The organism is Lentzea sp. NPDC004789, from assembly GCF_053601075.1.
The window spans coordinates 38,226-64,481 of record NZ_JBSGBE010000002.1; the positions used below are offsets into that span (position 1 = coordinate 38,226).

24 protein-coding genes are annotated in these 26,256 nt (G+C 70.7%); 20 read left to right on the plus strand and 4 right to left on the minus strand.

From position 1 onward, the window contains the following. The first annotated feature begins 93 nt into the window (after positions 1-93). From ACWEIJ_RS04505 to ACWEIJ_RS04525, 5 genes are all read left to right on the plus strand, one after another. Positions 94-2,253 (plus strand): aminotransferase class I/II-fold pyridoxal phosphate-dependent enzyme, encoded by a 2,160-nt coding sequence (locus tag ACWEIJ_RS04505; RefSeq protein ID WP_449835776.1) that lies wholly within the window; start codon positions 94-96, stop codon positions 2,251-2,253. Between the two features lie 13 nt (positions 2,254-2,266). Beyond that, positions 2,267-2,680 carry an NUDIX domain-containing protein gene (locus ACWEIJ_RS04510; RefSeq protein WP_449835777.1) on the plus strand — a complete coding sequence of 138 codons (414 nt, stop codon included), beginning with the start codon at positions 2,267-2,269 and terminating at the stop codon, positions 2,678-2,680. Next, the gene (locus ACWEIJ_RS04515; RefSeq protein WP_449835778.1) at positions 2,677-3,459 is read left to right on the plus strand and encodes an inositol monophosphatase family protein; all 783 of its coding nucleotides are present in this window, start codon (positions 2,677-2,679) and stop codon (positions 3,457-3,459) included. Before ACWEIJ_RS04510 ends, ACWEIJ_RS04515 begins: the two co-directional genes overlap by 4 nt. Before the next feature lie 23 nt (positions 3,460-3,482). Continuing rightward, positions 3,483-4,670, plus strand: a complete 1,188-nt coding sequence (locus tag ACWEIJ_RS04520; protein ID WP_449835779.1) for an MFS transporter — start codon at positions 3,483-3,485, stop codon at positions 4,668-4,670. Positions 4,671-4,889: 219 nt separating this feature from the next. Further along, entirely contained in the window at positions 4,890-6,155 is a 1,266-nt protein-coding gene (locus tag ACWEIJ_RS04525) for a YncE family protein (RefSeq protein ID WP_449835780.1), read from the plus strand. Positions 6,156-6,225: 70 nt separating this feature from the next. Here the strand turns inward: ACWEIJ_RS04525 and ACWEIJ_RS04530 are convergent, their stop codons facing one another. The 3 genes from ACWEIJ_RS04530 to ACWEIJ_RS04540 form a co-directional block, all read right to left on the minus strand. Beyond that, positions 6,226-6,948, minus strand: coding sequence for an aspartate/glutamate racemase family protein (locus ACWEIJ_RS04530; protein WP_449835781.1), 723 nt, complete (start codon positions 6,946-6,948; stop codon positions 6,226-6,228). Then, positions 6,945-8,390, minus strand: coding sequence for an NCS1 family nucleobase:cation symporter-1 (locus ACWEIJ_RS04535; protein ID WP_449835782.1), 1,446 nt, complete (start codon positions 8,388-8,390; stop codon positions 6,945-6,947). Before ACWEIJ_RS04535 ends, ACWEIJ_RS04530 begins: the two co-directional genes overlap by 4 nt. Before the next feature lie 95 nt (positions 8,391-8,485). Then, positions 8,486-9,199: a GntR family transcriptional regulator gene (locus tag ACWEIJ_RS04540; protein WP_449835783.1), complete on the minus strand. Its 714-nt coding sequence runs from the start codon at positions 9,197-9,199 to the stop codon at positions 8,486-8,488. Between the two features lie 80 nt (positions 9,200-9,279). On the opposite strand from ACWEIJ_RS04540, the gene ACWEIJ_RS04545 reads away from it, so the two are divergent. From ACWEIJ_RS04545 to ACWEIJ_RS04560, 4 genes are read left to right on the plus strand one after another with little or no spacing between them, the layout of a single operon-like run. Next, a complete protein-coding gene (locus ACWEIJ_RS04545) occupies positions 9,280-9,666 on the plus strand; it encodes a hypothetical protein (protein ID WP_449835784.1) in 387 nt (128 codons plus the stop codon). 53 nt (positions 9,667-9,719) lie between these two features. Beyond that, a complete protein-coding gene (locus ACWEIJ_RS04550) occupies positions 9,720-12,392 on the plus strand; it encodes a BTAD domain-containing putative transcriptional regulator (protein WP_449835785.1) in 2,673 nt (890 codons plus the stop codon). Positions 12,393-12,444: 52 nt separating this feature from the next. Beyond that, positions 12,445-13,497 (plus strand): FecCD family ABC transporter permease, encoded by a 1,053-nt coding sequence (locus tag ACWEIJ_RS04555; protein ID WP_449836341.1) that lies wholly within the window; start codon positions 12,445-12,447, stop codon positions 13,495-13,497. After that, complete coding sequence (locus ACWEIJ_RS04560) at positions 13,494-14,540, plus strand: FecCD family ABC transporter permease (protein WP_449835786.1); 1,047 nt, start codon at positions 13,494-13,496, stop codon at positions 14,538-14,540. The genes ACWEIJ_RS04555 and ACWEIJ_RS04560 overlap by 4 nt, the downstream gene beginning before the upstream one ends. A gap of 7 nt (positions 14,541-14,547) precedes the next feature. On the opposite strand, the gene ACWEIJ_RS04565 is transcribed toward ACWEIJ_RS04560, so the two are convergent. Continuing rightward, entirely contained in the window at positions 14,548-15,396 is an 849-nt protein-coding gene (locus ACWEIJ_RS04565; protein WP_449835787.1) for an endo alpha-1,4 polygalactosaminidase, read from the minus strand. A gap of 174 nt (positions 15,397-15,570) precedes the next feature. Between ACWEIJ_RS04565 and ACWEIJ_RS04570 the strand changes: the two genes are divergently transcribed. From ACWEIJ_RS04570 to ACWEIJ_RS04620, 11 genes are all read left to right on the plus strand, one after another. Continuing rightward, entirely contained in the window at positions 15,571-16,836 is a 1,266-nt protein-coding gene (locus ACWEIJ_RS04570) for an ABC transporter substrate-binding protein (RefSeq protein ID WP_449835788.1), read from the plus strand. Next, positions 16,833-17,723: a carbohydrate ABC transporter permease gene (locus ACWEIJ_RS04575; RefSeq protein ID WP_449835789.1), complete on the plus strand. Its 891-nt coding sequence runs from the start codon at positions 16,833-16,835 to the stop codon at positions 17,721-17,723. Before ACWEIJ_RS04570 ends, ACWEIJ_RS04575 begins: the two co-directional genes overlap by 4 nt. Further along, positions 17,720-18,526, plus strand: coding sequence for a carbohydrate ABC transporter permease (locus ACWEIJ_RS04580; protein ID WP_449835790.1), 807 nt, complete (start codon positions 17,720-17,722; stop codon positions 18,524-18,526). Before ACWEIJ_RS04575 ends, ACWEIJ_RS04580 begins: the two co-directional genes overlap by 4 nt. 23 nt (positions 18,527-18,549) lie before the next feature. Next, positions 18,550-19,464 carry an SIS domain-containing protein gene (locus tag ACWEIJ_RS04585; protein WP_449835791.1) on the plus strand — a complete coding sequence of 305 codons (915 nt, stop codon included), beginning with the start codon at positions 18,550-18,552 and terminating at the stop codon, positions 19,462-19,464. Continuing rightward, positions 19,461-20,348, plus strand: coding sequence for a 1-phosphofructokinase family hexose kinase (locus ACWEIJ_RS04590; protein WP_449835792.1), 888 nt, complete (start codon positions 19,461-19,463; stop codon positions 20,346-20,348). The genes ACWEIJ_RS04585 and ACWEIJ_RS04590 overlap by 4 nt, the downstream gene beginning before the upstream one ends. A 3-nt stretch (positions 20,349-20,351) precedes the next feature. Next, positions 20,352-21,173 (plus strand): class II fructose-bisphosphate aldolase, encoded by an 822-nt coding sequence (locus ACWEIJ_RS04595; protein ID WP_449835793.1) that lies wholly within the window; start codon positions 20,352-20,354, stop codon positions 21,171-21,173. Positions 21,174-21,176: 3 nt separating this feature from the next. Then, positions 21,177-22,463, plus strand: coding sequence for an alpha-galactosidase (gene melA / locus ACWEIJ_RS04600; protein WP_449835794.1), 1,287 nt, complete (start codon positions 21,177-21,179; stop codon positions 22,461-22,463). Next, positions 22,463-23,392 carry a carbohydrate kinase family protein gene (locus ACWEIJ_RS04605; protein ID WP_449835795.1) on the plus strand — a complete coding sequence of 310 codons (930 nt, stop codon included), beginning with the start codon at positions 22,463-22,465 and terminating at the stop codon, positions 23,390-23,392. The genes melA and ACWEIJ_RS04605 overlap by 1 nt, the downstream gene beginning before the upstream one ends. Before the next feature lie 53 nt (positions 23,393-23,445). After that, a complete protein-coding gene (locus ACWEIJ_RS04610) occupies positions 23,446-24,204 on the plus strand; it encodes a DeoR/GlpR family DNA-binding transcription regulator (RefSeq protein WP_449835796.1) in 759 nt (252 codons plus the stop codon). A gap of 110 nt (positions 24,205-24,314) precedes the next feature. Beyond that, entirely contained in the window at positions 24,315-25,142 is an 828-nt protein-coding gene (locus ACWEIJ_RS04615) for an ABC transporter ATP-binding protein (RefSeq protein ID WP_449835797.1), read from the plus strand. Between the two features lie 83 nt (positions 25,143-25,225). Then, the gene (locus ACWEIJ_RS04620) at positions 25,226-26,254 is read left to right on the plus strand and encodes an iron-siderophore ABC transporter substrate-binding protein (RefSeq protein WP_449835798.1); all 1,029 of its coding nucleotides are present in this window, start codon (positions 25,226-25,228) and stop codon (positions 26,252-26,254) included. Positions 26,255-26,256: the final 2 nt, after the last annotated feature.

The window sequence follows — 26,256 nt, forward strand, 5'->3', positions numbered from 1 at the left end:
GCGCCGCGATCACTTCACGGCGCGCGAAAGAGCCCACCCCTGTTCATCACCTTTTTCCTTGGGGGAGAATCAGTGCTGGAAAGCAGGAAAATCATGGTCACGGGCGCCGCGGGCTATTTGGGCTCGGTGCTGTTGCCCGTCCTGTTGAAGGCCGGTCACCGCGTGGTGGCGGTCGACAAGTTCTACTTCGGCGACCAGCCCTTGCGGAAGGTCGCGAAGGCTCCCGGCCTGGAGATCAGGCACTGCGACGTCCGCGACGTCACCGCCGCGGACCTGGCCGGCGTGGACACGGTCATCTCGCTCGCCGCGATCAGCAACGACCCGGCGGGCGACCTCGCTCCGAACTGGACGGTGGAGATCAACCAGGACGCCACCATCAGGCTGGCCGAGCTCGCCGCCGACGAAGGGGTGAGCAGGTTCGTGTTCGCCTCGTCGTGCAGCGTCTACGGCGCGAGCGACGACACCGTGCTGGACGAGTCGTCGGAACAGCGCCCGCTCACCGTCTACGCGTCCACGAAGCAGGCGACCGAGCAGGCGCTGAACGAGCTCGCCACGGACGAGTTCCGGGTGATCTCGTTGCGCATGGCGACGTTGTTCGGCGTCTCGCCGAGGATGCGCCTGGACCTGGTGGTGAACCGGATGGTCTCGCACGCGGTCTCCGGCAACCCCATCCAGGTCAACGGCGGCGGCCAGTGGCGGCCCCTGCTGCACGTGCGCGACGCCGCGGCGGCCTACCTGCACTGCGTGAACATGCCGCTCGAGGACGTCCCGGTGGGCGGGGCGTTCAACGTCGTCGGCGAGAACGTCACGGTCGGCGAGCTCGCCGAGCGGATCGGCGAACGGATCGGCGGCGTGCTGCTGGACGTGCGGGAAGGCGGCCTGGACCAGCGCAGCTACCGGGTGAGCCAGGCCGGTTTCGAGAAGCTCACCGGGTTCGTGCCCGAGATGACCGTCGAGCGCGGCGTCGACGAGCTGCGGCGGGCGTTGAGCGTCGAAGCCGTCGAGACGGACGACCCCCGGTTCTCCACCGTGGCCTCGTTGAAGGCGGTGGTGGCGACACCTGCGCGCGAGGGCGGCGAACAGGTGCGCCGCGCCTTCCTGCCGTTCGCGTTGCCGCTGATCGGGCGCGAGGAGGAGCAGGAGGTCCTGGACACGCTGCGGTCCGGATGGCTCACCACGGGACCCAAGACGAAGCGGTTCGAGGCTCGGTGCGCCGAATACCTCGGTGTGCGCCACGCGATCGCGATGAACTCGTGCACCGGCGCGCTGCACGTCGGTCTCGCCGCGCTGGGCATCGGGCCCGGTGACGAGGTCATCACCACGCCGGTGTCGTGGCCCGCCACCGCGAACGTCGTGCTGCACCTGGGCGCCACCCCGGTGTTCGTCGACGTCGAGCCGGACACGCTGAACATCGATCCCGCGAAGGTCGAGCAGGCCATCACCCCGCGGACGAAGGCGATCCTGCCCGTGCACATCGCCGGGCAGACCTGCGACATGGACGCGCTGCTGGCCATCGCCGAGCGGCACGGCCTGCCGGTGTTCGAGGACGCCGCGCACGCCATGGGCGCGACGCACGGCGACCGCAAGGTCGGCGGGCTGAGCACCGCGGCGGCGTTCAGCTTCTACCCCACGAAGAACCTGACGACCGCCGAGGGCGGGCTGCTGGTCACCGACGACGACGAGATCGCGGACCGGGCCAGGGTGCTGAGCCTGCACGGCATCTCGCGGGACGCCTGGAAGCGCTACGCACCCGACGCCTCGCTGCACTGGGAGCTCATCGAACCCGGCTACAAGTACAACATGACCGACGTGCAGGCCTCCCTCGGTCTGCACCAGCTCACGAAGCTCGACGCCTTCCGCGAGGTCCGCGCCCGGTACGCGGCCAGGTACGACGCGGCGTTCGCCGGGCTCCCCGCGCTGCGCCCGTTGGCGCACAGGGGTTTCGGCACGCACTCGCACCACCTGTACGTCGTGCGGCTCGACCTCGGCCTGCTCGACGTGACCAGGGACGAGTTCATGATCGCCCTGCGCGAGGAGGGCATCGGCACGGGGGTGCACTTCAGGTCCATGCACCTGCAGCCGTACTACCGCGACCGGCTGGGCATGAAGCCGGAGGACCTGCCGGTGGCGGCGGACGTCTCCGAGCGGATCGTCTCGCTGCCGCTGTACCCGAAGATGACCGGCCAGGACGTCGAGGACGTCATCAGCGCCGTCCGCAAGGTAACGCTCGCCTACACCGCACAAGCCGCCTGACAGGAAACCGCACATGGACGAGGGCACCAACATCGTGATGATCAACTCGGCCGGGGAGGTGCTGCTGTACCTGCGCGACGACAAGCCGACCATCAAGTTCCCGAACACGTGGTGCCTGCCGGGCGGCTACCTCGAAACCGGCGAGAAGCCCCACGAGTGCATCCGGCGCGAGATCGAGGAGGAGATGGGGGTCGTGCTGGACCGGGACGCGGTGCGTCCCCTGGTCTCGGCCACCCGCGCGTACGGCGTCGAGCACACCTTCTGGACCGAGATCGACTTGAACCTCGACCAGGTCGTCCTGACCGAGGGACAACGCCTGAAGTGGTTCACCAGGGCCGAGATCGGCGCGCACGAGCTGGGCTACGAGGACAACGCGATCCTCGCGGACTTCTTCGAGCGCCGGGACCGGGACGCACTGCCGGTATGAGCGTGACCGACTTCATCGACGAGGTGCTGCACGAGGCGGGCCGGGTGCTGCTGGACCTGCAGGCCGGCAGCGCCTCGTCGGTGGTGCGCAAGCAGGGCACCGACCTGGTCACCGCCGCCGACCACGCGTCGGAGTCGCTCATCCTGCGCGCGCTGCGCGGCCGCTGGCCCGGGGACACGGTGCTCGCCGAGGAGTCCGGCGCGCTCGCCGGTGACCCGGACCGGGTGTGGCTGGTCGATCCGTTGGACGGCACGGGCAACTACGTGCGCGGGCTGCGGCCGTGGGGCGTGACGATAGCGCTCGTGGAGCGCGGTGCGGTGGTCGCGGGGGGCTTCCACGATCCGTTGGCGGGCACCGCGGTCATCGCCGAACGCGGTGGCGGCGCGTGGTCGGACGGGCGGCGGCTCTCGCTCGGCGGCCAGGCACCGGTGGCCGCTCCGGCGGTCGGGCTCAGCGCTTCCGCGCCACCGTTGCGCGACGAGGCCCGGGAGCTGTTGCACGCCATTTGGGACCACGGCGCCGAAATCCGCATGCAGGGGTGCGGCGCCGCGGCACTGGCGTCCGTCGCGGCCGGCGGCCTGGCCGGGTTCGTGGAGATCGACGGCGGGCCGTGGGACTACGCGGCGGGAGCACTGGCCGTGCGGGAGGCCGGCGGGGTGGCGACCACAGTGGACGGTGCCGCGCTCGACCACACCAGCAGGACGGTCCTCGCCGCGGCGAGCGCGGACCTGCACGCGGAGCTGGCCGGTCTCGCCGGCCGGGTCCGGAGGAACCGATGAAGGGAAATCCGGTGGAGGACACGATGACGAGCACCGCGCCGCCGCGCCGGGGAAGGCTCCGGGTGGCGGTGTACGCGGTCTTCTTCCTGGTGGGCTGGAACCTCGTCCTGCTGCCGTCGCTGGTCCGGTCGCTGCTGACCGACTTCGGGCGCGGCGACGCGGACTTCGGGGTGTTGCTGCTGGCCGGCGCGCTGCTGTACACGCTCGGCGCGGTCACCAGCGGCTACCTGGTGGACCGGTTCGGCAGGCAGGTCGTGCTGGGTTCCGCGCTGGTCGCCTATCCGGTGAGTCTCGCGCTGATGGCGGCCTGCCAGGACTGGACGCTGCTCGTGGTCGCCGCGGCGCCGAGCTACTGGGCCACCGGCGTGCTGGAGGGCGGTATCAACGGTCTTTTCCTGGACCTGCACCGCGACGAGCCGGGCCGGGCGATGAACCGGTTGCACCTGTACGTGGCGCTGGGCGCGTTCACCGGCCCGCTCGCCGTGGGCGGTCTGTCCCTTGTGGACATCGGCTGGCGTCCGGTCCTCCTCGGCACGGCGGTGGTGAGCGCGGGTGTCGCCGCGGTGGTGCTCACCGGGTCGATGCCGTCGGGCAAGGGCCGCGACTCCGGTGCGTCCACCGAACGGGAGGCACGCGGGCTGCGCATCGCGGGCAGCCTCATCCCGTTCGCGGGCCTGGCGGTCGCCATCAACCTGTACGTCGCGGCGGAGCTCGCGGTGTCGAACTGGGTGGTGCGGCTGCTGGACACCACCACGGTGGCCGAGGCCACGCTGGTGCTGGCGGTGTACTGGGCCGGGCTCGCGATCGGCAGGCTGGGCGCGGACTGGTTCGTGGAGCGGATGAGCTACTACACCTTCACCTACCTCTGCGTGGTCTCCTCCGGCGTGACGCTGCTGGTGGCACTCGCGATGACCGGGACCGTCGAGCGGATCGTCCTCTTCGGACTGGTGGGCGTGTGCTACGGCCCGATCTACCCGATGATCATGGCGCTCGGCGGCGGCCTCTTCCCGGACCGGCTGAACCGGATGAGCGGGGCGCTGTCCGCGGCGGGCGTCTCGGGCTCGGTGTTGTATCCGCCGCTGATGGGTCTGGTCGCGAACGCGGTGGGGTTGCGGGCCGGCATGCTCGGTGCGGCGCTGCTCACCGTGCCGGTGGTGGTGGCCGTGGTGCTGGTGCAGCGCCGGGCCCGCCACCTGCCCGCGAACGGGTGAGTCGAGCACGTCCGTACCGGGACTCCCCCTCGATCTTGTGGCGGGCGTCACGCGAGCCTACTATCCAGTAGGTAGGAGCCGGACCCGGCCAAGTTCGGCGCTCCTTCTTGGGACGTGCCCGTGCGGAGACCCTGCGACCGTCGCCCGGACGTGGCGTGCTCCCACGTCCGCGCCTGTCGCAGGGCGCCTACCTGACCCGGAGAAGCACCGATGAAAGCCATGTCCGACCCTGCCCGGAAAGCTCCCACCGGGAGCGCTCTCACCCGTCGGCTGACCACGGCCGCCGCGGCCGCGACCGTCCTCGCCGCCTGCGTCACCGCCTCCGCCGACGCCGCGCCCCAGCTGCGCGAGGTGATGTTCGTCGGCAACAACTGGGACGGCACCGCCGACGTCGTCAAGTCCACCGGCGACTTCGCGAAGATCGGCCGCCTCAACGTCATCCCGGACAAGAACCAGCGGCTGACCGAGATCTACCTCAACCCCATCAAGCTGGCGTTCTTCCTCGGCATCCGGTCCGGTCCCGGTGAGGGGCACGACCAGTTCGTCGACGACATGTACACCACCCCCGACGGTTCGGCCGTGGTCGTCTCGCGGCCCAGCTTCGCCGACGTCGTCTCGCTCGACCTCGCCACCGGGCAGATCAAGTGGCGGTTCCCGGTGTCGGGCTTCCGTTCCGACCACATGGCCGTCTCCCCGGACGGTGGCAAGATCGCGGTCTCGGCGTCGACCTCGAACACCGTGCACGTGCTGGACATCAACACCGGCCGGCAGCTCGGCTCGTTCAAGACCGGGGACAAGCCGCACGAGAACATCTTCACCAACGGCGGCAGGTACCTCTGGAACATGTCGATCGGCGAGGTGAACAACAACTTCGACGCCCCTGACCAGGACTGGCTCAAAGGCGATCGGCACATCACGATCGTCGACGCCTCGACCTACCAGGTCGTCCGGACCATCGACATGCGCAGCCGGCTCAACGCCTTCGGCCGCGGCGACCTGTCCAACGCCGTGCGGCCCGCGGTGTTCTCCCCCGACTTCTCCAAGCTGTACTTCCAGGTGTCGTTCTTCAACGGCTTCCTCGAGTACGACGTCGCCACCGACCAGATCACGCAGGTGAAGACGCTGCCGAAGAACCCGGACACGAACGACGACCGCACCACGTTCGTCAACGACTCGCGCCACCACGGCCTGTCCATCAACCCGGACGGCAGCAAGCTGTGCGTCGCCGGGACCATGGACGACTACGCCACCGTCGTCGACCGCGCCACCCTGCAGCAGGGCCCGCTCGTCAAGGCCTCCAAGCCGTACTGGGCCACCATCAGCGGTGACGGCCGCCAGTGCGTCATCTCCGAGAGCGGCGCCGACCAGATCACCGCGATCGACTTCGGCACCGGCCAGAAGACCGTCTCCGTGCCCGTCGGCGACCACCCGCAGCGCGTGCGCATCGGCCACGTCGCCGCCGACTGGACCGGCCCGGCGAGCTGATCGGCACCGGGTCGCGGGGCGGACGCCCACGACCCGGACGCCGACGAACGGACCGAACCCGGCGCGCCCGTCACGACCCGAAGTCGCGCAGCAACCCCGCGTACCGCTTCGGCGGCGGGACGGCGAACTCGTCCCGCTTGCCGGTGCGCAGGCCCATCTCCACCAGCGCCTGCACCGCGAGGACGGCGGACTGGACGCCGTCGACCACGGGCACGCCGATCGCCGCGGAGATCGGCGCCGCCCAGTCCGTCATGCCCGCGCAGCCGAGCACGACCGCGTCCGCGCCGTCGGACTCGACGGCGCGGGCGCAGGCGGCCGTGACCACGTCCAGCGCGGCGTCATCCAGCTCCAGCACCGGGATGTCGCAGGCGTGCACACCCCGGCACAGCCCGCGCAGCCCGTACCGCTCGGCGAGGTCCCACGCCCGGCCGCGGGTGCGCGACAACGTCGTCACCACCGTGAAACCCCGGCCCAGGTAGGCGGCCGTGCGCATGGCCGCCTCGGCGATGCCCACGACCGGGCCGGCCGCCAGTTCCCGCGCGGCGTCGAGCCCCGGGTCGCCGAAGCACGCCACGACGTAACCGTCCACACCGGACTGTTCGCCCGCGGCGATCTCGGCCAGCAGCCCGGGCACGCTCAGCGCCTCGTCGTAGTGGCTCTCGATCGACGCGGGCCCCATCGCCGGGCTGACCGCCACCACGGTCGTGCCCGGCGCCGCGACGGCCTTGGCCGACCGCTCCACCAGCGCGGTCATCTCCGCGCTGGTGTTGGGGTTCACCACCTTGACGATCATCGACCCCGCCGGGACAGGAGCGTGTACACCGCGAGGCCCACCCCCATGCCGACGAACCAGCTGTACTGCGCGGCGGGAGCGAGCGCGGACACCAGGACCGGGACCACCGCGACGACCGCGCCGACCACCGTCGCGGCGATCGCCTTCGGGTTGTAGCCGTTGCGGTAGTGGTAACGCCCTTCCGGCGACAGCGTGAACAGGTCGTCCACCACCACCTTCTGCTTGCGCACCAGGTAGTAGTCCGCGATCAGCACGCCGAACAGCGGGCCGATGAACGCGCCGAGCACCTCCAGCGTGTAGTGGATGACCTCCGGGCTGTTGTAGAGGTTCCACGGCGTGATGAGCACCGAGCCGACGGCGGCGATCATGCCGCCCGCGCGCCAGCTGATCCGTTGCGGGCTGACGTTGGAGAAGTCGAACGCGGGCGAGATGAAGTTCGCGACGATGTTGATGCCGATCGTCGCGATGCTGAACGTCAACGCGCCCAGCACGATCGCCAGCGTGCTGTCGACCCGCGCGACCGTCTCGACCGGGTCGGTGATGAGCTGGCCGAACACCGGCAGGGTCAGCGACGTGGTCACGACCACCAGCACCGAGAACACCAGGAAGTTCACCGGCAGGCCGAGCACGTTGCCGCGCTTGACCGCGGCGAACGAACGCCCGTAGCGCGAGAAGTCGCCGAAGTTCAGCATCGGGCCGGAGAAGTACGACACCACCAGCGCGATCGCGCCGAGCATCACCGGGATCGACGCGAGGCCGGTGAGCCGGACCTCGCCGAGGTTCAGGTCGATCGCGCCCCAGCCGGCCCGGTAGATCAGGTAGCCGGTGAGCAGGAACATCACCACGTAGACGGCGGGGCCGCAGAAGTCGATGAACCGGCGGATCGTCTCCATGCCGGTCCAGAACACCGCCGCCTGCACGAACCACAGCAGGGCGAACGAGCCCCAGCCGAGCAACGGCAGCCCGAGGAACCCGTACCGCTGCACGTCCGCGTACGGCATCAACGCCGGGAAGAGCTTGAGCAGCACCACGTTCAGCGCCGCGGACGCGAGGTAGGTCTGGATGCCGTACCACGCCACCGCGATGAGGCCGCGGATGATCGCGGGGACGTTCGCGCCCAGCACACCGAAGGACGCCCGGCAGATCACCGGGTACGGCACACCGGTCACCTGGCTCGGCTTCGCCACCAGGTTGCAGAAGACGTTCACGATCCCGATGCCGATGAGCAGCGCGAGCAGCACCTGCCAGCTGGACAGGCCGAGCATGAACAGGCTGCCCGCGGTCACGTAGCCGCCGACACTGTGCACATCGGACATCCAGAACGCGAAGATGTTGTAGGAGCCCCAGGTCTGCTTCTCCAGGGGTGCCAGGTCGGCGTTCGTCAGACGCGGGTCGTACTGCGGGGCGGCGGCGGTCGCCGGGCGGGAGACTGTATCCGTCATCACCAACTCCTCGTGCCCTCGGATGTGGTGCGAGCAGCCTGGTCCCGCCGTGTTACGCCCCCATGACGCGAACCGTATATTTTCCCGGGACCCCGTCAGTCGGAGTCGACGAAGAGCCCGGTGTGCCGGGGCAGCTCGGCCAGTGAGGCCCGCAGCCTGCCGTGGTGCGCCCGTGCCGCCGCGACGAGCGTGTCCACGTCCCGCGCGAGGAACGCCGCGAGCATCTCCTGGTGGTCCTGGTGCAGCACGACTTTCGCGCCGTCGGACACGTGCGCCATGGGCTGCACCGGTTCCGTGGTGTTCCACGCCGACTCCAGCATGGCCAGCAGCCGGTGCATGCCGCACGGGCGGACCAGCGCCAGGTGGAACCGCCTGCTGTCGCGGTGGTAGGCGCGCACGTCCTGCGTCGCGATCGCCCGGCCGAGCGCCTCGTGCGTGGCGGTCGCCTCCGCGTCGTCCTGCTCGGTGGCCGCCGCGACCGCGGCCGTCAGCGCGGCCACCTCCAGCACCTCCCGCACCACGTACAACTCGTGCAGCTCACGGGTCGTCAGCCGGGCGACGTGGTAGCCGAGGTTGGGCCGGTGCTCGACGAGACCCTCGCCGATCAGGGTCTTGAGCGCCTCGCGCACGGGGATGCGGCTCACCCCGAACACCTGCGCGACCTCGTCCGGCGGGATCGGGGTGCCGGGCGGCACGCCGCCGTCCAGCAGGCACCGGCGCAGCTCGTCGAGGATCGCGCCCTGGGACCCGCCCGGCTGGTCGCTCACCAGCCGGGCGATCAACGCAGAACGCTTGCGCGGGCCCGCCACACGGGCAGCCTATGCCACCCGGACGGCCTGAGTGGACGCATCTCGCGGCCTAGACTGCACCGACGAAACGAGGTGGCTTGATGAAGCTGGGCGATGTCACGAGGACCGCACTGGCGTGCGTGCGGATCTTCAACGGCGCGCTGGGGTTGTTCGCGGCCGGGAGGATGGCGAAGAGCCTCGGCGGCGAGCTGGGCGACGACCGCCGGTTCGTCTACCCGGCGCGCATGTTCGGCATCCGCACGCTCGTTCTCGGGGTGGACCTGCTGATGCTCAAGGCCGACGACCCGTCGGCACCGCGGGTGCTGCGGCAGGCCGTGCTCATCCACGGCACGGACACGGCCGCCGCGCTCTACGCGGCCCGGCGCCGTGAACTTCCCGCCAAGGCCGCGAAGCTGACCGTGCTGATCTCCGCGATCAACACCGGGCTCGCGGTCATTTCGCTCATCACGGCGGAAAAGGGTCGCTGACCGCGTTCCGCACGAGCGCCGACTAGGCTCGACGTGGCGCGACAGGAGGTTCGGTGCGGTTGACGGTCGAGATCGACCTGCTCGGAGAGGTGAGCGCGCGGGTCGACGGCCATCCCGTCGAACTGGGGCCCGCGCGTCAGCGGTGTGTGCTCGCGGCGCTGGCGATCGACGTCAACAAGGTCGTGCCGGTCTCTCAGCTGATCGAACGCGTGTGGGGTGACGAGCCGCCACCACGCGCACGGGCGACGCTGCACAGCTACCTCTCCCGGCTGCGGCAGGCCGGGATCGAGCTGGCCACCCGCCCCACCGGGTACGTGCTGCTCGCCGACGAGTCCAGTGTGGACCTGCTGCGGTTCCGCAGGCTCCGCCGGGACGCGGACACCCTCGGCGAGGCCGTCGCGTTGTGGCGGGGCGAACCGCTGACCGGCATCGGCGGCGACTGGGCCGCGCGGACCCGCGACCAGCTCGGTGGGGAACGCGACGCCGCCGAGCTCGACCTGATCGACGCACGGCTGCGGCTCGGCCGGGGCCGCGAGCTGCTCGCGACGACGGCCGCGCTCGCCGCGGCCCGGCCGTTCGACGAACGCGTGGCGGCGCAGCACCTGCGGGCGCTCGCGCAGGCGGGCCGCGTTTCCGAGGCGCTCGAACAGTTCCTGGCCGTCCGCGCCCGCCTGGTGGAGGAGCTGGGCACCGAACCGGGCCCGGAGCTGAAGCGGCTGCACGAGGAGCTGCTCCTGGGCGAGGGGCCGTCACCCGTCGTGGTCCCGCGCCAGCTGCCGTCCGCGCCCACGCAGTTCGTCGGCAGGCAGGAGGACCTGGCCGAGCTGGACGAGGCCGTGCGCACGGGGGTGGCGGCGATCGCGGGCGCGGGCGGCATGGGCAAGACGTGGCTCGCGCTGCACTGGGCGCACCGCAACCTGCACCGCTTCCCGGACGGTCAGCTGTTCGTCGACCTGCGCGGGTTCAGCCCCGACGAGACGCCGATGGACGCGGACGTCGCGATCCGCGGGTTCCTGCACGCGCTCGGCCTCGACGCGAGCGCCGTGCCGCACACCGCGCAGGCCAGGGCCGCGCTGTTCCGCGGCCTGATCGCGAGACGGCGCATGCTCGTCGTGATCGACAACGCCGTCGACGCCGCCCAGGTCGCCCCGCTGCTGCCCGGCGGCGACACCTGCCGCGTGCTCGTGACCAGCCGCAACCGGCTGACCGGCCGCGCCACCCCGCTCGGGCTCGACGTGCTCGCCGACTCCGACGCGAGCTCGCTGCTGGCCACCAGGATCGGCGCGGCCAGGCTGACCGCCGAGCCGCTGGCCGCCGCGCGGCTGATCGACCTGTGCGGCGGGCTGCCGCTGGCGTTGAGCATCGTCGGCGCCCGCGTCCTCACCGAACCGGACCTCTCGCTCGCCGCCATCGCCCGCCAGCTGGAACAGCTCGGGCTCGGCGCGCTCGACGCCGATCCCAGCGTCAGCGTGCCGGTCGTGCTCTCCTGGTCGTACCGGGCGCTGACCGACCGGCAGAAGGAGATGTTCGCCCTGCTCGGCATCGCGCCGGGCGAGGACGTGGGGCTGCCGGCGGCCGCCGCGCTGGCCGGAGTGTCCATTGAGGACGCACGCACGACGCTGCGGTCGTTGGAGCAGGCGTCCCTGATCTCGATCGGCGACGGTTTCCGGGCGCGGATGCACGACCTCGTCCGGGCCTACGCGACCGAACAGGCGCGGCACACCGGCAGTACCGAGGCGCTGCGCAGGCTCGTCGACCACTACGTGCACACCGCCCACGCCAACGACCGGCTGATCGACCCGCACCGTCCGTTGATCGCGCTCGCCCCCACCGACGTCCTCGTCACCCCGGCCGCGGACAAGGCGGGCGCGCTGGCGTGGTTCGACGCCGAACGCGGCACCCGCCAGGCCGCCCAGCAGGTCGCTGCCCAGCGCGGCTGGAAGGACCTCGTGGTGCTGCTGGCCCGCATCTCGCACGCGTACAACCAGCACCGAGGTCATCTCGACGACGAGCTGGCGTTGTGGGGCACGGCGATCCACGCCGCCGACGACCCGAGGGAACGAGGCGTCGCGCACCGGGTCATGGGCACCAGCCTCGGCCAGGTGCAGCGCTACGACGAGGCACAACACCACCTCGACGAGGCCCTCGCACTGGCCGAGCAGACCGGCGAGCCACTCCCCCTCGCCGACGCGCACGGCGCGTTGACGTGGCTGTGGGGCATGCGGGAGGAGTACCAGCTGGCGTTCGACCACGCCCACGCCGCACTGGAGCACTACCGCCGGACCGGCAACCAGGTGCTCATCGCGTTGGCGCACAACAACTTCGGCTGCTGTGCGGCGGAGATCGGCGACACCGCCCGCGGCCGTGAGCACGCCGAGAACGCCCGCAGGCTGCTGCACGAGCTGGGCGATCGGCAGGGCGAGGCCCACGCCGTCGACACGCTCGCCCGCATCGCCCACCAGGTCGGCGACCACGCCGAGGCCGTCGAGCTCTACGAGTACGCGGCGGAGCTCTACCGGGCCGAGAACGACGACTACACCACCGCCAACGTGCTCGTCGGCCTCGGCCAACCGCTCCTCGCGCTCGAACGGCGCGAGCGGGCGGAGGAGGTCTGGCAGCAGGCGCTGCGCATGCTGGAGCAGCAGGGCCGCGACGACGAGGCCGACCGCGTGCGCAAGCAGCTGGCGGCCGTCCACGTGACCTCAGGGCCGGAAGCAGTTAGGTAAGGGTGCCCTAGGTCGACCGAGAGGGCGACGGCTAACGTAGCCCGTCGTGAGCATGGTGGTGGAGCGACGCGGGCCGGGCCCCGCACCGGCCGAAGCGAGCCCGCGGCGGCTGCGCGGCCTCGCGGTGCTGGTGGTGCTGCTCGCCGTCACGGCGGTGTTGTCGCTGGTGGTCGGCGCCCGGTCACTCAGCCCGGCCGAGGTGTGGCAGGGCCTGTTCGGCGACCCCGGCACCGACCAGCGGCTCACCGAGATCACGCTCATCGTGCAGACCCTGCGCGTGCCCAGGACCGTCCTCGCGATCGTGGCGGGTCTCGCGCTCGGGGTCGCGGGCGCGTTGATCCAGGGGCACACCCGCAACCCCATCGCGGACACCGGCCTGCTCGGCGTCAACTCCGGGGCGTCGTTCGCCGTGGTGCTCGCGGTCTCGGTGTTCGGGCTGCACAACCCGGTCCAGTACCTGTGGTTCGCGTTCGCCGGGGCCGCGGCCGCCGGGGTGCTCGTGTTCGGGCTGTCGAGCCTCGGGCGAGGGGCGGGCAACCCGCTCACGCTCGCCCTGGCCGGGCAGGGCGTCACGGTGTTCCTCGCCGCGATGACCACCGCGGTCGCCTTGTCCGACAAGCAGACCCTCGACGTGCTGCGGTTCTGGAACGCGGGCTCGGTGCAGGGTGCCGGGTGGAACGTCATCGGCGTGACCGCGGTCTTCGTGGCCGTCGGGCTGGTCGTCGCGCTGGTCAACCTGCCCGCGATCAACCTGCTCAACCTCGGCGACGACGTGGCGCGCGGGCTCGGCGTGAACATCGCGGCGGGACGGACCATCGGGGTCGTGGCGGTCACGTTGCTGGCGGGTGCGGCCACGGCGGCGTGCGGGCCGATCGCGTTCCTCGGGCTGATGGTCGCGCACATCGCGCGGTGGATCACCGGCCCGGACTACCGGTGGCTGGTGCCGTACGCCGGGTTGCTCGGCGCCCTCGTGCTGCTCGCCGGCGACATCGCCGGACGGCTCGTCGTCCGCCCGGCCGAACTGGCGGCGGGCATCGTCATCGCCCTCATCGGCGCACCGTTCTTCGCGGCGCTGGTCTGGCTCGGGAAGTTCAGGCAGGCATGAGCACTGAGATGCACGCCGGTGTCCGCGTGGGCGGCTGGTCCTGGGTCTGGCGGCCGTGGCTCGTGCTCGTCACCCTGGCCCTGGCCGCGCTGACGTTCCTCGTCTTCTGCGTGTCGATCTCGGTCGGCGACTTCACGATCGAGCTGCCCGCGGTGATCCGGACGATCTTCGGTCAGGGCGAGCGCGTCGACGAGTTCGTGATCATGGACCTGCGGATGCCGCGTGCGCTCGTCGGCCTGATCGTCGGCGTGGCGCTCGGCATCTCCGGCGCGCTGACCCAGTCCATCGCGCGCAACCCGCTGGCCAGCCCCGACGTCCTGGGCATCACCGGCGGCGCCAGTGCCACCGCGGTCTTCCTCGTGACGGCTGGCGGCTCGGCGATCACCGGCGCGGTCGGGCTGCCCGCGGCGGCGTTGACCGGCGGTCTGCTGACCGGTCTGCTCGTCTACTTCCTGGCGTGGCGCCGGGGCATCGACGGGTTCCGGCTGATCCTCATCGGCGTCTCGGTGAGCGCCGTCATGCAGGCGCTCACCACCTGGCTGCTGGTGCTGGCCGACATCCGCGACGTCGCCCGCGCGCAGTCGTGGCTGGTCGGGTCGCTCGACTCGCGGTCGTGGACCGAGGTGTGGACGACGCTGTGGGTCACGGTCGCGCTGGTGCTGGTCGTGCTGGCGATCTCCTTCCAGTTCCGGCCGATGCACTTCGGCGACGACGTCGCGGCCGGGCTCGGGGTCCGCTACTCCGCCGTGCGAGCAGTACTGCTGCTGTGCGCGGTACTGCTCGCCGGCGTCGCGGTGTCGGCAGCGGGCCCGGTGCCGTTCGTCGCCCTGGTCGCGCCGCAGATCACCATGCGGCTGCTGCGCACGCCCGTCCCGCCGTTGATCGCCTCCGGGCTGTTCGGCGCGTTGCTGCTCATCGGGTCTGATCTCATCGCACGGACCGTGCTGCCCAACGACCTGCCCGTCGGCATCGTCACGGCGATCATCGGCGGGCCGTTCCTCGTCTACCTGCTGGTGCGGGCGAACCTGAAGCGAGCGGCCTGATCAGCCCTCAGCAGTGGTCGAACGCGTAGGCGCTGTCGCCGGGCCCGACGAGGAAGCGGTCGCGCAACGTCGTGGTGGCCGGAGTGTCGGGGTCGGCGCACACGTCCTTGAACGTCCCGCGGAGGTTGTCGGTGTACTCGATGTCCATCACGTGCTTGCCGTACACGTCGGAGTAGGACGAGCACTCCTCCCAGCGGTGGCATTCCTCGGAGACCGCGAAGTCGAAACCGACCTCGGTGCGGGCGCGTGAGGCCTGCTCGGAGGAGTTCTTCTGGCCGATCGCGAGGTTGCGGTTGTGCGTGCGGTCGGCGAGCAGCTTCGCGTAGGCGAGGTTGTTGCTCACGCTCAACCGGCCGCCGGAGCGCGAGTAGGAGTCCAGGTTGTCGACCTCGACGGCTTTGAAGCCCTTGGTCGCGCACTGGTCGATGGTCGTGCTCATGATCGAGGCGAGCTCGGTGCGCTTGGCCGCGGTCGAGGTGTCCAGCAGGAACTCGTCCGGCCAGTTCGGGTCGACGACGGGCTTGCCGGACGAGTCCTTGAGCAGCAGGTGGCTGCGCTGGTTCAGCCAGGTGGTGCGGTCCGCCGGCTGCGTCTGGAACCCGTTGACGTAGCAGATGTTGTAGATGCCGGGCGCGGGAGACGCCGTGCTGTCGCGGGTCACCAGGTTCACGCCCTTGGGCGGCGTGTACGCGGCACCGAGCTGGTAGTCGAGGACCGCGCCGACGGGCGGCAGCTGCACCGCGGCGGCCGAGAGGTCGTCCGCCTGGCTCGCCGGGGTCAGTCCTCCGGTGGCGCAGGCCGCCGCGGCGAGCACGGCGAGCACGGTGGCGGTGAGGGCGCGGGCAGGGGAGGTCATAGGCGCCAAGCTCCTTGAACGCTCAGAAGTGGTGATTGAGTGAGCGACTGTAGCGTGGATCCCGTCATATCGGCCACCAAACAATCTCAATCGGTCATGACTCTTGCTTGTTTGAGCGATTCTCTCCTAGGGTTCCGGCTCACAGCCGCAGTCATCACGCAAGGGAGTCTCGACATGGCGCACGGCAGACCGAGTCGCCGCACGGTGCTCACGATGGGCGCCGCGCTCGTCATGACGGCCGCCTGCGGCACAGGTTCCGGCGCGGACGGCAAGGTGAAGGTGTGGCACGGCTACACCGCAGACGAAGCCGCCGCACTCGACAAGCTCGCCGCGCGCTGGAACTCCACACATCCGCAGCAGCAGGTCGAGCTGGTGTTCAACGGCGGCAACGACAACGCGCTGCAGAAGACGCTGGCGTCGTTCGCGTCGGGCAACCCACCCGAGGTCGCCTATCAGTACGGCTCTTCGATCACGGGGTTGATCGACCGTCCGCAGACGCAGGACCTCACCGACGTCTTGCGCGGTGACAAGGACTTCGACTGGGACGACCTGTTCGCCGCAGGACGTGAGGCCGCGACGGTGAACGGGAAGATCTACGGCGTCCCGGCGCTCGTGGACAACCTGTCGCTGGTCTACAACAAGAAGCTGTTCGACGAAGCCAAGATCTCCTATCCGACCGCCACGTGGACGTGGGAGGACTTCCGGTCGGCCGCGAAGAAGCTCACCGCGGACGGACGGTTCGGCTGGGCCTATGTCAACGATGGCAGCGAGGACACGGTGTGGCGGTTCCTCGCCCTGCTCTGGCAGGCGGGCGGCGATCTCCTCTCGAAGGACGGCAAGAAGGCCGCGTTCGCCTCGGAGGCGGGCAAGCAGGCCGTGCAGCTGTTGTGGGACATGTCCGTGACGGACAAGTCGGTGTACCTGGACCAAGGCGACCAGCAGTACCTCAACCTCTTCAACTCCGGACGAATCGGGATGCTGTGGACGGGACCATGGGACCTTGGGAACCTCAACAAGGACGTGTCCTACGGCGTGCAGATCCTGCCGGGCAAGGTCACCCACGCGACGATCGCGGGACCGGACATGTTCGTGGTGTTCGGGGAGAAGGGTCGCAAGGACGGGCTGCCGTTCCTGAAGTGGCTGCTTTCCCCGGAGGTCCACCTGGAGTTCGCGATGAACACCGGCCACCTGCCGATCCGGCAGTCCGAAGTGGACCTGGCGGGCTACGCGGAGTTCGAGGCGAAGTACCCGGGTACCAACGTATTCGTGGACAACTTGGCGAAGAACGTGACGAAGTCACGGCCGAACATCCCGCAGTACCCGCAGATCTCGAAGTCCCTCGGCGCCGCCGTGCAGTCAGTCCTGCTCGGCATGGCGGAGCCGGAGGCCGCACTCGGTCAGGCGCGCAACGAGGTCGATCGGGCGCTGGCGGGTTCATGACGCTGGACAGGCGCAAGCTCGCCGACCACACCGCGGGGTGGGGGTTCGCCGCCCCCGCGGTGATCCTCATCGGCGTGTTCGGCCTCGCCCCGGTGGTGTGGTCGTTCGTGCTGTCGTTCCAGCACACCGACCTCACCTCGCCGGGGACGTTCGCGGGCGGCGACAACTACGCGAAGCTCGTCGCCGACCCGCTGTTCTGGGACGCGGCCGGGCGCACGCTCGTCTACGTCGTGCTGTTCGTGCCGATCACGCTCGTGCTCGCGCTGCCGATCGCGGTGATGCTCAACCAGAAGATCCGCGGTGTCGTGCTGTACCGGCTGGCCGTGTCCGTGCCGCTGGTGACCTCGACGGTCGCGACCGGCATCATGTTCAACTGGCTGGCGAACCCGCAGTTCGGGCCGGTCAACGCGGCACTGGACGCGATCGGCCTGCCCAAGCAGGGCTTCTTCACCGATCCGGGCCAGGCGTTGTACGTCGTGGTGGCGATGACGGTGTGGGGCTGGCTCGGCTTCGCGGTCATCATCTACCTGGCGGCGCTGCAGAACGTGCCGAAGGACCTGATCGAGGCGTCCTCTTTGGACGGTTGCGGCCGGGCGGGGTCGTTCTGGCACGTCGAGCTGCCGCTGGTGGCGCCGGCCACCGGCTTTCTCCTGGTGTGGCTCACGATCAACGGTCTGCAGCTCTTCGACGCCGTCTACGTGACGACCAAGGGCGGTCCGCTGCGCGCGACCACCGTGCTCGTCTACCACCTCTACAACGAGGCGTTCGTGAGCTTCGACGGCGGCTACGCGGCCGCGATCGGCTGCGCGGTGTTCCTGCTGATCGGCGCGTTCACCCTCCTCCAGCTGCGGTTCAACCGCCGCACGTCCCACTTCGAGGTCCGATGAGAAGGCCCAGCGCGCTGCACCTGATACTGCTGCCGCTCTCCGTCGTCATGGTGACCCCGCTGGCGTGGATGGTGCTCGTGTCGGTGTCCACCCAGGCCGAGTCGCGGCGGTTCCCTCCCGGTCTGCCGAGCGGGATCGAGTGGGAGAACTACCTCGCGGCGCTGCGGGACGCACCGCTGGGATCGTGGCTGGTCAACAGCTTCGTCGTGTCCATCGTCTGCGTGGCAGGCAACCTGCTGCTCTGTTCGCTGGCCGGCTACGCCTTCGCGCGGATCCGGTTCATCGGCAGCAGACTCGCCTTCTTCCTCGTGCTCGCGACGCTGATGGTGCCGTTCCAGATCGTCATGCTGCCGCTGCTGATCATGATGCGGTCGCTGGGACTGGTCGACACGCTCGGCGCGCTGATCGCCCCGAACCTCGCCACCGCGTTCGGCGTGTTCCTGATGCGGCAGTTCTTCACGACGCTGCCCAGGGAGCTGGAGGAGGCCGCGCGGATCGACGGCGCGAGCAGGCTGCGGACGTTGTTCGGGGTGCTGCTGCCGTTGATGCGGCCCACGCTCGCGACCCTGGCCGTGCTCACGTTCCTGCAGACCTGGAACGACTTTCTCTGGCCGCTGATCGCCGTGCAGAGCCCAGGCGTGATGACCGTCCAGATCGGGCTGCAGAGCTTCCAGGGCGCGCACACGACGAACTGGCCGAAGCTCATGGCCGGCACGGTGCTGAGCCAGCTGCCCGTCCTGCTCGTCTTCTTCTTCGCCCAGCGGTTCTTCGTGCGGTCGGTGGCCGCAGCGGGCATCAAGTGACTGATCTACCAAAGGAATCCGCCATGCACACCAGTTCCGCGCAGCTCCACACCGCCGCCGAGATCGCGTCCCAGCCGGCCTGCTGGCGCCGGGCGATCGCGCTCGCCGCGCAGCCGGAGGTCACCTCCGCCCTGCCCTCCCCCGGTGAGCGCGTGGCGGTGGTCGGCTGCGGCACGTCGCTGTTCATGGCCCAGGCCTACGCCCGGTTGCGGGAGGACGAGGGACTGGGCGAGACCGACGCGTTCCCCGCCTCCGAGTTCCCCTTCAGCCGCCGGTACGACCGCGTGCTCGCGCTGAGCCGGTCCGGTACGACGACCGAGGTGGCCGAGGTGCTGGAGCGGCTGCGGTCGAAGGTGCCCACGACGGCCGTCGTCGGTGCTCCCGGCACGCCCGTGACCGAGCTGACCGACCAGGTGGTCGTGCTGGAGTTCGCGGACGAACGCTCGGTCGTGCAGACGCGGTTCGCGACGACGGCGCTCGTGCTGCTGCGCGCCCACCTCGGCGAACGGCTGGAGCACGCGGTGCTCGACGCGGAACGGGCGCTCGCCGATCCGCTGCCCGCCGACCTGGTGGTGCGCAGCCAGTTCACGTTCCTCGGTGGCGCGCCCTGGACCACCGGCCTCGCGGCGGAGGCCGCGCTGAAGATGCGCGAGGCGTCGCTGAGCTGGACCGAGTCCTACCCGGCCGCCGAGTACCGGCACGGGCCGATCGCGATCACCGACGAGACCTCGGTGGTCTGGGTGTTCGGCACGGCACCGGAAGGTCTTGAGCCCGACGTCGCCCGAGCCGGCGGCCGGTGGGTCGCCCACGGCCGGGACCCGCTGGCGGAACTGGTGTCGGTGCACCGGCTCGCCGTGGAGGTGGCGCTGCTGCGGGGGCTCGACCCCGACAGGCCGCGCAACCTCACCCGGTCGGTGATCCTCGACGGCACGTCATGAGAGCCCTGACGGTCACGCTCAACGCGGCGCTCGACGTCACCTACCGGATCGGCGCCCTGCGGCCGGGCGGCACCCATCGCGTCACCGACGTCGCCGTCCGCGCGGGCGGCAAGGGCGTGAACGTGGCGCGGGTGTTGTGCGCGCTCGGCGTGCCCGTGCTCGCCACGGGGGTGGCGGGCGGCGCCGCGGGTGCCGCGCTGCGCGACGACCTGACCGGCTCCGGTGTGCCGGAGGCGATGTTCGCGATCGCCGGGGAGACCCGTCGCACGGTCACCGCCGTGACCGACTCCGGCCAGGCGACGCTCTTCGCCGAGCCGGGCCCGGTGGTCACGCCCGCGGAGTGGGGCGACTTCCTCGTCCACTACGAGGAACTCGCCGCCGGGGCCGACGTCGTGGTGCTGTCGGGGTCGTTGCCGCAGGGGCTGCCACCCGACGCCTACGCGACGCTCGTGCGCGCCACGCCGGCACCGGTGGTGCTGGACGCCGACGGACCCGCGCTGGCCCTGGGCGCGGCCGCCCGGCCCGCCGTGATCACGCCGAACCGGGGTGAGCTGGCCAGAGCGTCCGCTGTGGACGATCCACTGGCGCTCGGGGCCGGCGCGGCACTCGTCTCCGACGGCCCGAACGGCATGACCGTCCACAGCCCCGACGGCGTGTGGACGGCGGCGCCGCCCGAGGTGCTCACCGGCAATCCGACCGGTGCCGGCGACGCCGCCGTGGCCGCGCTGGTCGCCGCGTGGCACCTGCCGTGGCCGGAGCGTCTCGCCGAGGCCGTCGCGTTGTCGGCGGCCGCGGTGCGCGCCCCGCTCGCCGGCGACTTCGACCGCGCCTTCTACGAAAAGCACCGTGCGGGCATCGTCCCCCGACCAGTTCCCGAGGACTAGAACATGCCGTTGGTCGAGCTTCGAGACATGATCGGCGGGCCGGCGCCGGTGCCCGCGTTCAACGTGATCCAGGTCGAGCACGCCGAGGCGATCACCGCCGCGGCCCAGCGGACGAACACCCCGGTGGTGCTGCAGATCAGCGAGAACGTCGCGCGCTACCACGGTTCCCTTCGCCCGATCGGCGTGGCCGCGCTGTCGGTCGCCGCCGCCGCCACGACCCCGGTCGCGGTGCACCTCGACCACGCCACGTCGGAGGACCTCGTTCAGGAGGCCGTGGACCTCGGCTTCGGGTCGGTGATGTTCGACGCCTCCGCGCTGCCCCACGAGGAGAACGTCGCCCGCACCGCCGAGGTCGTGCGCCGCTGTCACGCCGCCGGTGTCGGCGTCGAGGCGGAGCTCGGGGAGATCGGTGGCAAGGACGGCGTGCACGCTCCGGGCGTGCGCACCGACCCCGACGACGCCGCCGCGTACGTGGCGGCGACCGGGGTGGACCTCCTCGCCGTCGCGGTCGGCTCGTCGCACGCGATGCTGACCCGCGACGCCGAGCTCGACTTCGACCTGATCGCGTTGCTGCACAAGGCGGTGCCGGTGCCGCTGGTGCTGCACGGGTCGTCCGGGGTGGCCGACGAGAGCCTCGCGGCCGCGGTGCGCGCCGGGATGTGGAAGATCAACATCGCCACGCAGCTCAACAAGCACTTCACCGCGAGCGTGCGCACCGCACTCGACGACGACCCGAAGCTCGTCGACCCCCGGCGCTATCTCGGCGCCGGTCGTGAGGCCATGTCCGCCGAGGTCGCTCGGCTCATCCGGGTACTGGAAGGCTGATCAATGTTCACCATCGCGTTCGTGGGCGCGGGTTCCGTCGAGTTCACCCGCCAGCTCCTCCGCGACGTCCTGTCGTTCCCGGAGCTCGCCGGCTGCTCGATCTCGCTGCACGACGTCGACGCCGAACGGCTGGAGGTCGCGGCCGCGCTCGCCCGCCTGGCCGGTGCCACCGGCGTTCGCACCTCGCTGTCGCGGTGCGAGGCACTGGAGGACGCGGACGTCGTCGTCAACATGGTCGCGATCGGCGGCCACGAGGCCACGTTGCGGGACTTCGACGTGCCGGAGTCGTTCGGGCTGCGGCAGACCATCGGGGACACGCTCGGCATCGGCGGGATCTTCCGCGGGCTGCGCACCTTCCCGTTCCTCGAAGGGCTGGCGGCGGACATGCTCGCCGTGTGCCCGGACGCGTGGCTGCTGAACTACACCAACCCGATGGCGATGAACATCCAGTACCTGGCGACCGTCGCGCCGAAGCTGAAGGCGGTCGGCCTGTGCCACTCGGTGCACTGGACGATCCACGACCTGAGCGCGTTGGTCGGAGTGCCGCACGAGGAGGTGGACTTCCTGTCCGCCGGCGTGAACCACCAGGCGTGGATCCTGCGGTGGCAGCACGAGGGCCGCGACCTCTACCCGGCGCTCGACGCCGCCATCGCGGCGGATCCCGAGCTGGCCCGCCGCGTGCGCGTCGACCTGTACCGCAGGCTCGGCTACTACCCGACGGAGACGAGCGAGCACTCCGCCGAGTACGTGCCGTGGTACCTGAGGCATCAGTCCGAAGTGGAGCGACTGCGCCTCCCGGTCCGCGACTACGCGAGGATCAGCGCCGAGAACGTGGCCACGTACGAGAAGACCCGTGACGCGCTGGCCGCGGGCGACCCGCTGCCGCCGTTGCCGGACGAGGCGGTCGAGTACGCACCGCAGGTGATCCACAGCCTGGTCACCGGCCACCGGCGCACGATCCAGGTGAACGTCGCGAACCGCGGCCTGATCGCCAACCTGCCGGAGGGCGCCGCCGTGGAGGTGCCCGCGACCCTCGACCGGCTCGGCGTGCACCCGCACCGCGTCGGCGACCTGCCCCGCCAGCTCGCCGCGGTGAACCGGGCCTTCCTCAACGTGGTCGACCTGACCGTGGCCGCGGCGGTCGAAGGCGATCCCGCCCACGTCCGGCACGCGGCGCTGTGCGACCCGGCGACCGCGGCCGCGCTCACGGCAGGCCAGATCGACGACCTCGTCGCGGCGATGACGGCCGCGCACGGCGACCTGCTGCCCGTCGCTCTGCGGAGCGCGTGATGCTCGACCTGCTGGTGATCGGGGACGCGAACCCGGACGTGCTGGTCTTCGGAGCTCCCGCCGCTCCCGCGTACGGGCAGGCGGAAACCCTGGTGGAGCGCGGAGTTCTCGCGCTCGGCGGGTCGGCGGCGATCGTCGCGCACGGTGCCGCGCGCCTGGGTCTGCGGGCCGGTCTCGCGGCGATGGTCGGCAGGGACGCGGCCGGTGACTTCGTGCTGGACGAGCTCAGGTCGGCCGGCGTCGACATCAGCGCGTGCGTCCGTCACCCGGACCTGCCGACCGCGGTGACCGTCTGCCTCAACCGGGCGGGCGGGGACCGCGCGATCCTGACGGCGCAGGGATGCCTCGCCGCGTTCGGGCCCGAGCACGTTCCCGCGGTCGACGCGCGGCACCTGCACGCGGCGTCGTACTTCCTGCAACCCCGGCTCGCCGCCGGTCTGCCCTCGCTCTTCCGGGCGGCGCGCCGGGCCGGGGCCAGCACTTCGCTCGACACCAACGACGACCCGGCGGGCGAGTGGACGTTGCACCCGGACCTGTTGGGGCAGTGCACCTTCGTGCTGCCCAACCAGGCCGAGGCGGTCGCGCTGACCGGCGCCGAGGACCCGCTGCCGGTCCTCGCGGCCGCCGGGCCGGTGCCGGTCGTCAAGGCGGGCGGGGACGGATGCGTCGCGCTGCACGGCGAGGAGCGGATCACGGCGCGGCTGCCCGCGGTGCAACCGGTGGACACGGTCGGCGCCGGTGACTCGTTCGACGCCGGTTTCCTCGCGGGATGGCTGCACGAGGGGGATCTCCGCACCGCGCTGGCACTCGGCGTCGCCGCCGGTGCGCTGTCGACGCGCGGAGCGGGCGGAGTGGCCGCCCAGCCCTCTCCGGCCGAGGCGACGGCACTGGCCCGTGAGGTCGAGATAACGCGCATACCAAGTGCGTGATCATGCGTCAATTTCAACTAAATCGAGCACGGTTCCTGCGTTATAGTGATCGAATGCGTCAAGAGCAGCGCCTTGCAGCGATCCTGGGCAAGCTGGCGGAGGCGGGCTCGGTGAGCGTGACCGGGCTCGCGGAGGACCTGGGCACGTCCGTCGCCTCGATCCGCCGCGACCTCCAGTCGCTGGAAGAGCAGAAGCTGCTCAAACGCACGCACGGCGGCGCGGTCGCGGTCGAGGTCATCTACGAGCTGCCGCTGCGGTACCGCGTCGGCCGCCGCGAGGAGAAGCGCCGCATCGCGGAGGCGGCCGCCCGGTTCGTGACGGAGTCCGTCCACTCGGTGGGGCTCAACGGCGGCACGACGACCACCGAGCTGGCGCGCCTGCTCGCCGTCACCAGGCCGCTGAAGGTCGTGACGAACGCGCTCAACATCGCGTCGGACCTGTGCCCGCGCCCCATGATCGACCTGGTGGTCACCGGCGGCGGCGTGCGCCCGGAGAGCTACGAGCTGGTGGGCCCGATCGCCGACCGCGCCCTCGCCGCCATCAGCCTCGACCTGGTCTTCCTCGGGGTGGACGGCATCGACGCGCGCACCGGCATCGCGACGCACGACGAGGTCGAGGCGCAGACCGACAACTGCCTGCTGCGCGCGGCCGACCGAGTGGTGGTGCTCGCGGACGGCTCGAAGATCGGCAAACGCGCGTTCTCCCGCATCGCCGGCATCGCCGACGTCCACGTGGTGATCACCGACTCGTCCGCGCCCGCCGACGAGCTGGACCGGTTGCGCGCCGCGGGGGTCGAGGTCGTGGTCGTGTAGCACCACTTCCGAGACCAGCGACTGCTGAACGGTGCGGTCCGCAACATTGCCCGGCGAGAGCCGCGACGCCGCAGCTGCTGAGGCCAGCCTCAGTTAAGTAAGGTTGGCCTATGACCGCGCTCCGCAACGATGCCGCCCGCCTGGGTGCCGAAGGCGTCACGGTCGGGTACGCCGACCGCGTCGTCCTCGACAACCTGGACGTCTCCATCCCGACTGGCGTGATCACCACGGTCATCGGCCCGAACGGGTGCGGCAAGTCGACCCTGCTGCGCACGCTCTCCCGCCTGCTCAAACCGCGCCAGGGCACGGTGCTGCTCGACGGTCACGACATCGCGCGCCTCAGGACCAAGGACGTCGCGAAGAAGATGGGCCTGCTCCCGCAGACCCCGATCGCGCCGGAGGGCCTCACGGTCGCCGACCTGGTCGCGCGCGGCCGCCACCCGCACCAGAGCTGGGTCCGCCAGTGGTCGAGCGACGACGCCGGCATCGTGGCGAAAGCGCTGGAGATGACCGGCGTCGCCGACCTCGCCCACCGGCCGGTCGACTCGCTGTCGGGTGGCCAGCGGCAGCGGGTGTGGATCTCCATGACGCTCGCCCAGGGCACCGACCTGCTGCTGCTCGACGAGCCCACGACCTACCTGGACCTCGCGCACGCGATCGACGTGATCGACCTCGTCGACGACCTGCACGAGGGCGGCTGCACGATCGTCATGGTCCTGCACGACCTGAACCTCGCGGTCCGCTACAGCGACAACCTGATCGTGATGAAGGACGGCTCCGTCGTCGCCCAGGGGCATCCGAGCGACGTGATCACCGGCGAGCTGCTGCTCGACACGTTCGGTCTGCAGGCGAAGGTCATCGACGACCCGGTCAGCGAGCGGCCGTTGATCGTTCCGATCGGCCGGACCCACGTCACGTCGAAGGTTAGCCTCGCCTAACCGGGTGCTAAGGTTCGCCTGTCCTAATTTCCCCGCCGCGTGGGCAGCGAACGAAGAGGTGCCGAATGGGCCAGAGAACAGCCATGACCTGGAAGCGACTGACGGTGGTGGCAGCGGCCGCGGTCGTCGGGGCGAGTGTCCTCGCCGGGTGTGGTTCCTCCACCCCCGCCTCGACGCCTGACTCGAACAACGCCTCCGGTGGCACGTTCCCGGCCAAGGTCGAGCACTTCTTCGGCACCACGGAGATCAAGACCGCGCCCAAGCGCGTTCTCTCCCTCGGCTACACCGACGACCAGACGCTGCTCGCGCTCGGCGTCGTGCCGGTCGGCATGGTCGACCAGTACCCGAACCCCGAGGGCACCAAGCCCGACATCAACACCCAGTGGCCGTGGGTGAAGGACAAGTGGGGTTCGGCCACGCCCGAGGTCGTCATGAAGAACGGCGACACCGAGCCGAACTACGAGAAGATCGCGCAGCTGCGGCCCGACCTGATCGTCGCCGTCTACTCCGAGGCCACCCAGGCCTGGTACGACAAGCTGAGCAAGATCGCACCGGTGGTCGGCCGCACCAAGGAGGAGAAGGAGCCCTTCAGCGCGAAGTGGCAGGACAACGTGCTGCAGATCGCGAAGGCGGTCGGCAAGGCGGACGAGGGCGCGAAGCTGATCAAGGGTCTCGACGACAAGCTCGCCGAGGTGAAGAAGGCCAACCCGGACTTCGCGAACCAGACCGCCACCGTGCTGACCTGGTACAAGGACGGCATCGTGCCGTTCACGACCACCGACGTGCGCGGCCAGCTGCTGACCGGCATCGGCTTCAAGGGCAACACGAAGATCGACGAGATCGCCGGCGGCAGCTTCTCCGCCAAGCTCTCGCCCGAGAAGATCGACCTGATCAGCACCGACCGCATCTTCGTGATCGCCGACAAAGCGGACGCGGACTCGCTGAAGAACTTCCCGCTGTTCGCGAACCTGCCGGCGGTCAAGGCGGGCAAGGTCTCGTGGCTGCTCGACAGCGAGGGGCCCGCGGTCGGCGCCGCGATCTCGCAGGCCACCCTCCCGTCGCTGCCCTACGCGATCGACGAGCTGGCGAAGTCGGCGAAGTCGGCCGGCTGACC

What these genes read in the sequence shown, in the direction of transcription:
- ACWEIJ_RS04505 (WP_449835776.1), top strand. Translation starts at nt 94, where the DNA reads ATGGTCACGGGCGCCGCGGGCTATTTGGGCTCGGTGCTGTTGCCCGTC.
- ACWEIJ_RS04510 (WP_449835777.1), top strand. Translation starts at nt 2,267, where the DNA reads ATGGACGAGGGCACCAACATCGTGATGATCAACTCGGCCGGGGAGGTG.
- ACWEIJ_RS04515 (WP_449835778.1), top strand. Translation starts at nt 2,677, where the DNA reads ATGAGCGTGACCGACTTCATCGACGAGGTGCTGCACGAGGCGGGCCGG.
- ACWEIJ_RS04520 (WP_449835779.1), top strand. Translation starts at nt 3,483, where the DNA reads ATGACGAGCACCGCGCCGCCGCGCCGGGGAAGGCTCCGGGTGGCGGTG.
- ACWEIJ_RS04525 (WP_449835780.1), top strand. Translation starts at nt 4,890, where the DNA reads ATGTCCGACCCTGCCCGGAAAGCTCCCACCGGGAGCGCTCTCACCCGT.
- ACWEIJ_RS04530 (WP_449835781.1), bottom strand. Translation starts at nt 6,948, where the DNA reads ATGATCGTCAAGGTGGTGAACCCCAACACCAGCGCGGAGATGACCGCG.
- ACWEIJ_RS04535 (WP_449835782.1), bottom strand. Translation starts at nt 8,390, where the DNA reads ATGACGGATACAGTCTCCCGCCCGGCGACCGCCGCCGCCCCGCAGTAC.
- ACWEIJ_RS04545 (WP_449835784.1), top strand. Translation starts at nt 9,280, where the DNA reads ATGAAGCTGGGCGATGTCACGAGGACCGCACTGGCGTGCGTGCGGATC.
- ACWEIJ_RS04555 (WP_449836341.1), top strand. Translation starts at nt 12,445, where the DNA reads ATGGTGGTGGAGCGACGCGGGCCGGGCCCCGCACCGGCCGAAGCGAGC.
- ACWEIJ_RS04560 (WP_449835786.1), top strand. Translation starts at nt 13,494, where the DNA reads ATGAGCACTGAGATGCACGCCGGTGTCCGCGTGGGCGGCTGGTCCTGG.
- ACWEIJ_RS04565 (WP_449835787.1), bottom strand. Translation starts at nt 15,396, where the DNA reads ATGACCTCCCCTGCCCGCGCCCTCACCGCCACCGTGCTCGCCGTGCTC.
- ACWEIJ_RS04570 (WP_449835788.1), top strand. Translation starts at nt 15,571, where the DNA reads ATGGCGCACGGCAGACCGAGTCGCCGCACGGTGCTCACGATGGGCGCC.
- ACWEIJ_RS04575 (WP_449835789.1), top strand. Translation starts at nt 16,833, where the DNA reads ATGACGCTGGACAGGCGCAAGCTCGCCGACCACACCGCGGGGTGGGGG.
- ACWEIJ_RS04580 (WP_449835790.1), top strand. Translation starts at nt 17,720, where the DNA reads ATGAGAAGGCCCAGCGCGCTGCACCTGATACTGCTGCCGCTCTCCGTC.
- ACWEIJ_RS04585 (WP_449835791.1), top strand. Translation starts at nt 18,550, where the DNA reads ATGCACACCAGTTCCGCGCAGCTCCACACCGCCGCCGAGATCGCGTCC.
- ACWEIJ_RS04590 (WP_449835792.1), top strand. Translation starts at nt 19,461, where the DNA reads ATGAGAGCCCTGACGGTCACGCTCAACGCGGCGCTCGACGTCACCTAC.
- ACWEIJ_RS04595 (WP_449835793.1), top strand. Translation starts at nt 20,352, where the DNA reads ATGCCGTTGGTCGAGCTTCGAGACATGATCGGCGGGCCGGCGCCGGTG.
- melA (WP_449835794.1), top strand. Translation starts at nt 21,177, where the DNA reads ATGTTCACCATCGCGTTCGTGGGCGCGGGTTCCGTCGAGTTCACCCGC.
- ACWEIJ_RS04605 (WP_449835795.1), top strand. Translation starts at nt 22,463, where the DNA reads ATGCTCGACCTGCTGGTGATCGGGGACGCGAACCCGGACGTGCTGGTC.
- ACWEIJ_RS04610 (WP_449835796.1), top strand. Translation starts at nt 23,446, where the DNA reads ATGCGTCAAGAGCAGCGCCTTGCAGCGATCCTGGGCAAGCTGGCGGAG.
- ACWEIJ_RS04615 (WP_449835797.1), top strand. Translation starts at nt 24,315, where the DNA reads ATGACCGCGCTCCGCAACGATGCCGCCCGCCTGGGTGCCGAAGGCGTC.
- ACWEIJ_RS04620 (WP_449835798.1), top strand. Translation starts at nt 25,226, where the DNA reads ATGACCTGGAAGCGACTGACGGTGGTGGCAGCGGCCGCGGTCGTCGGG.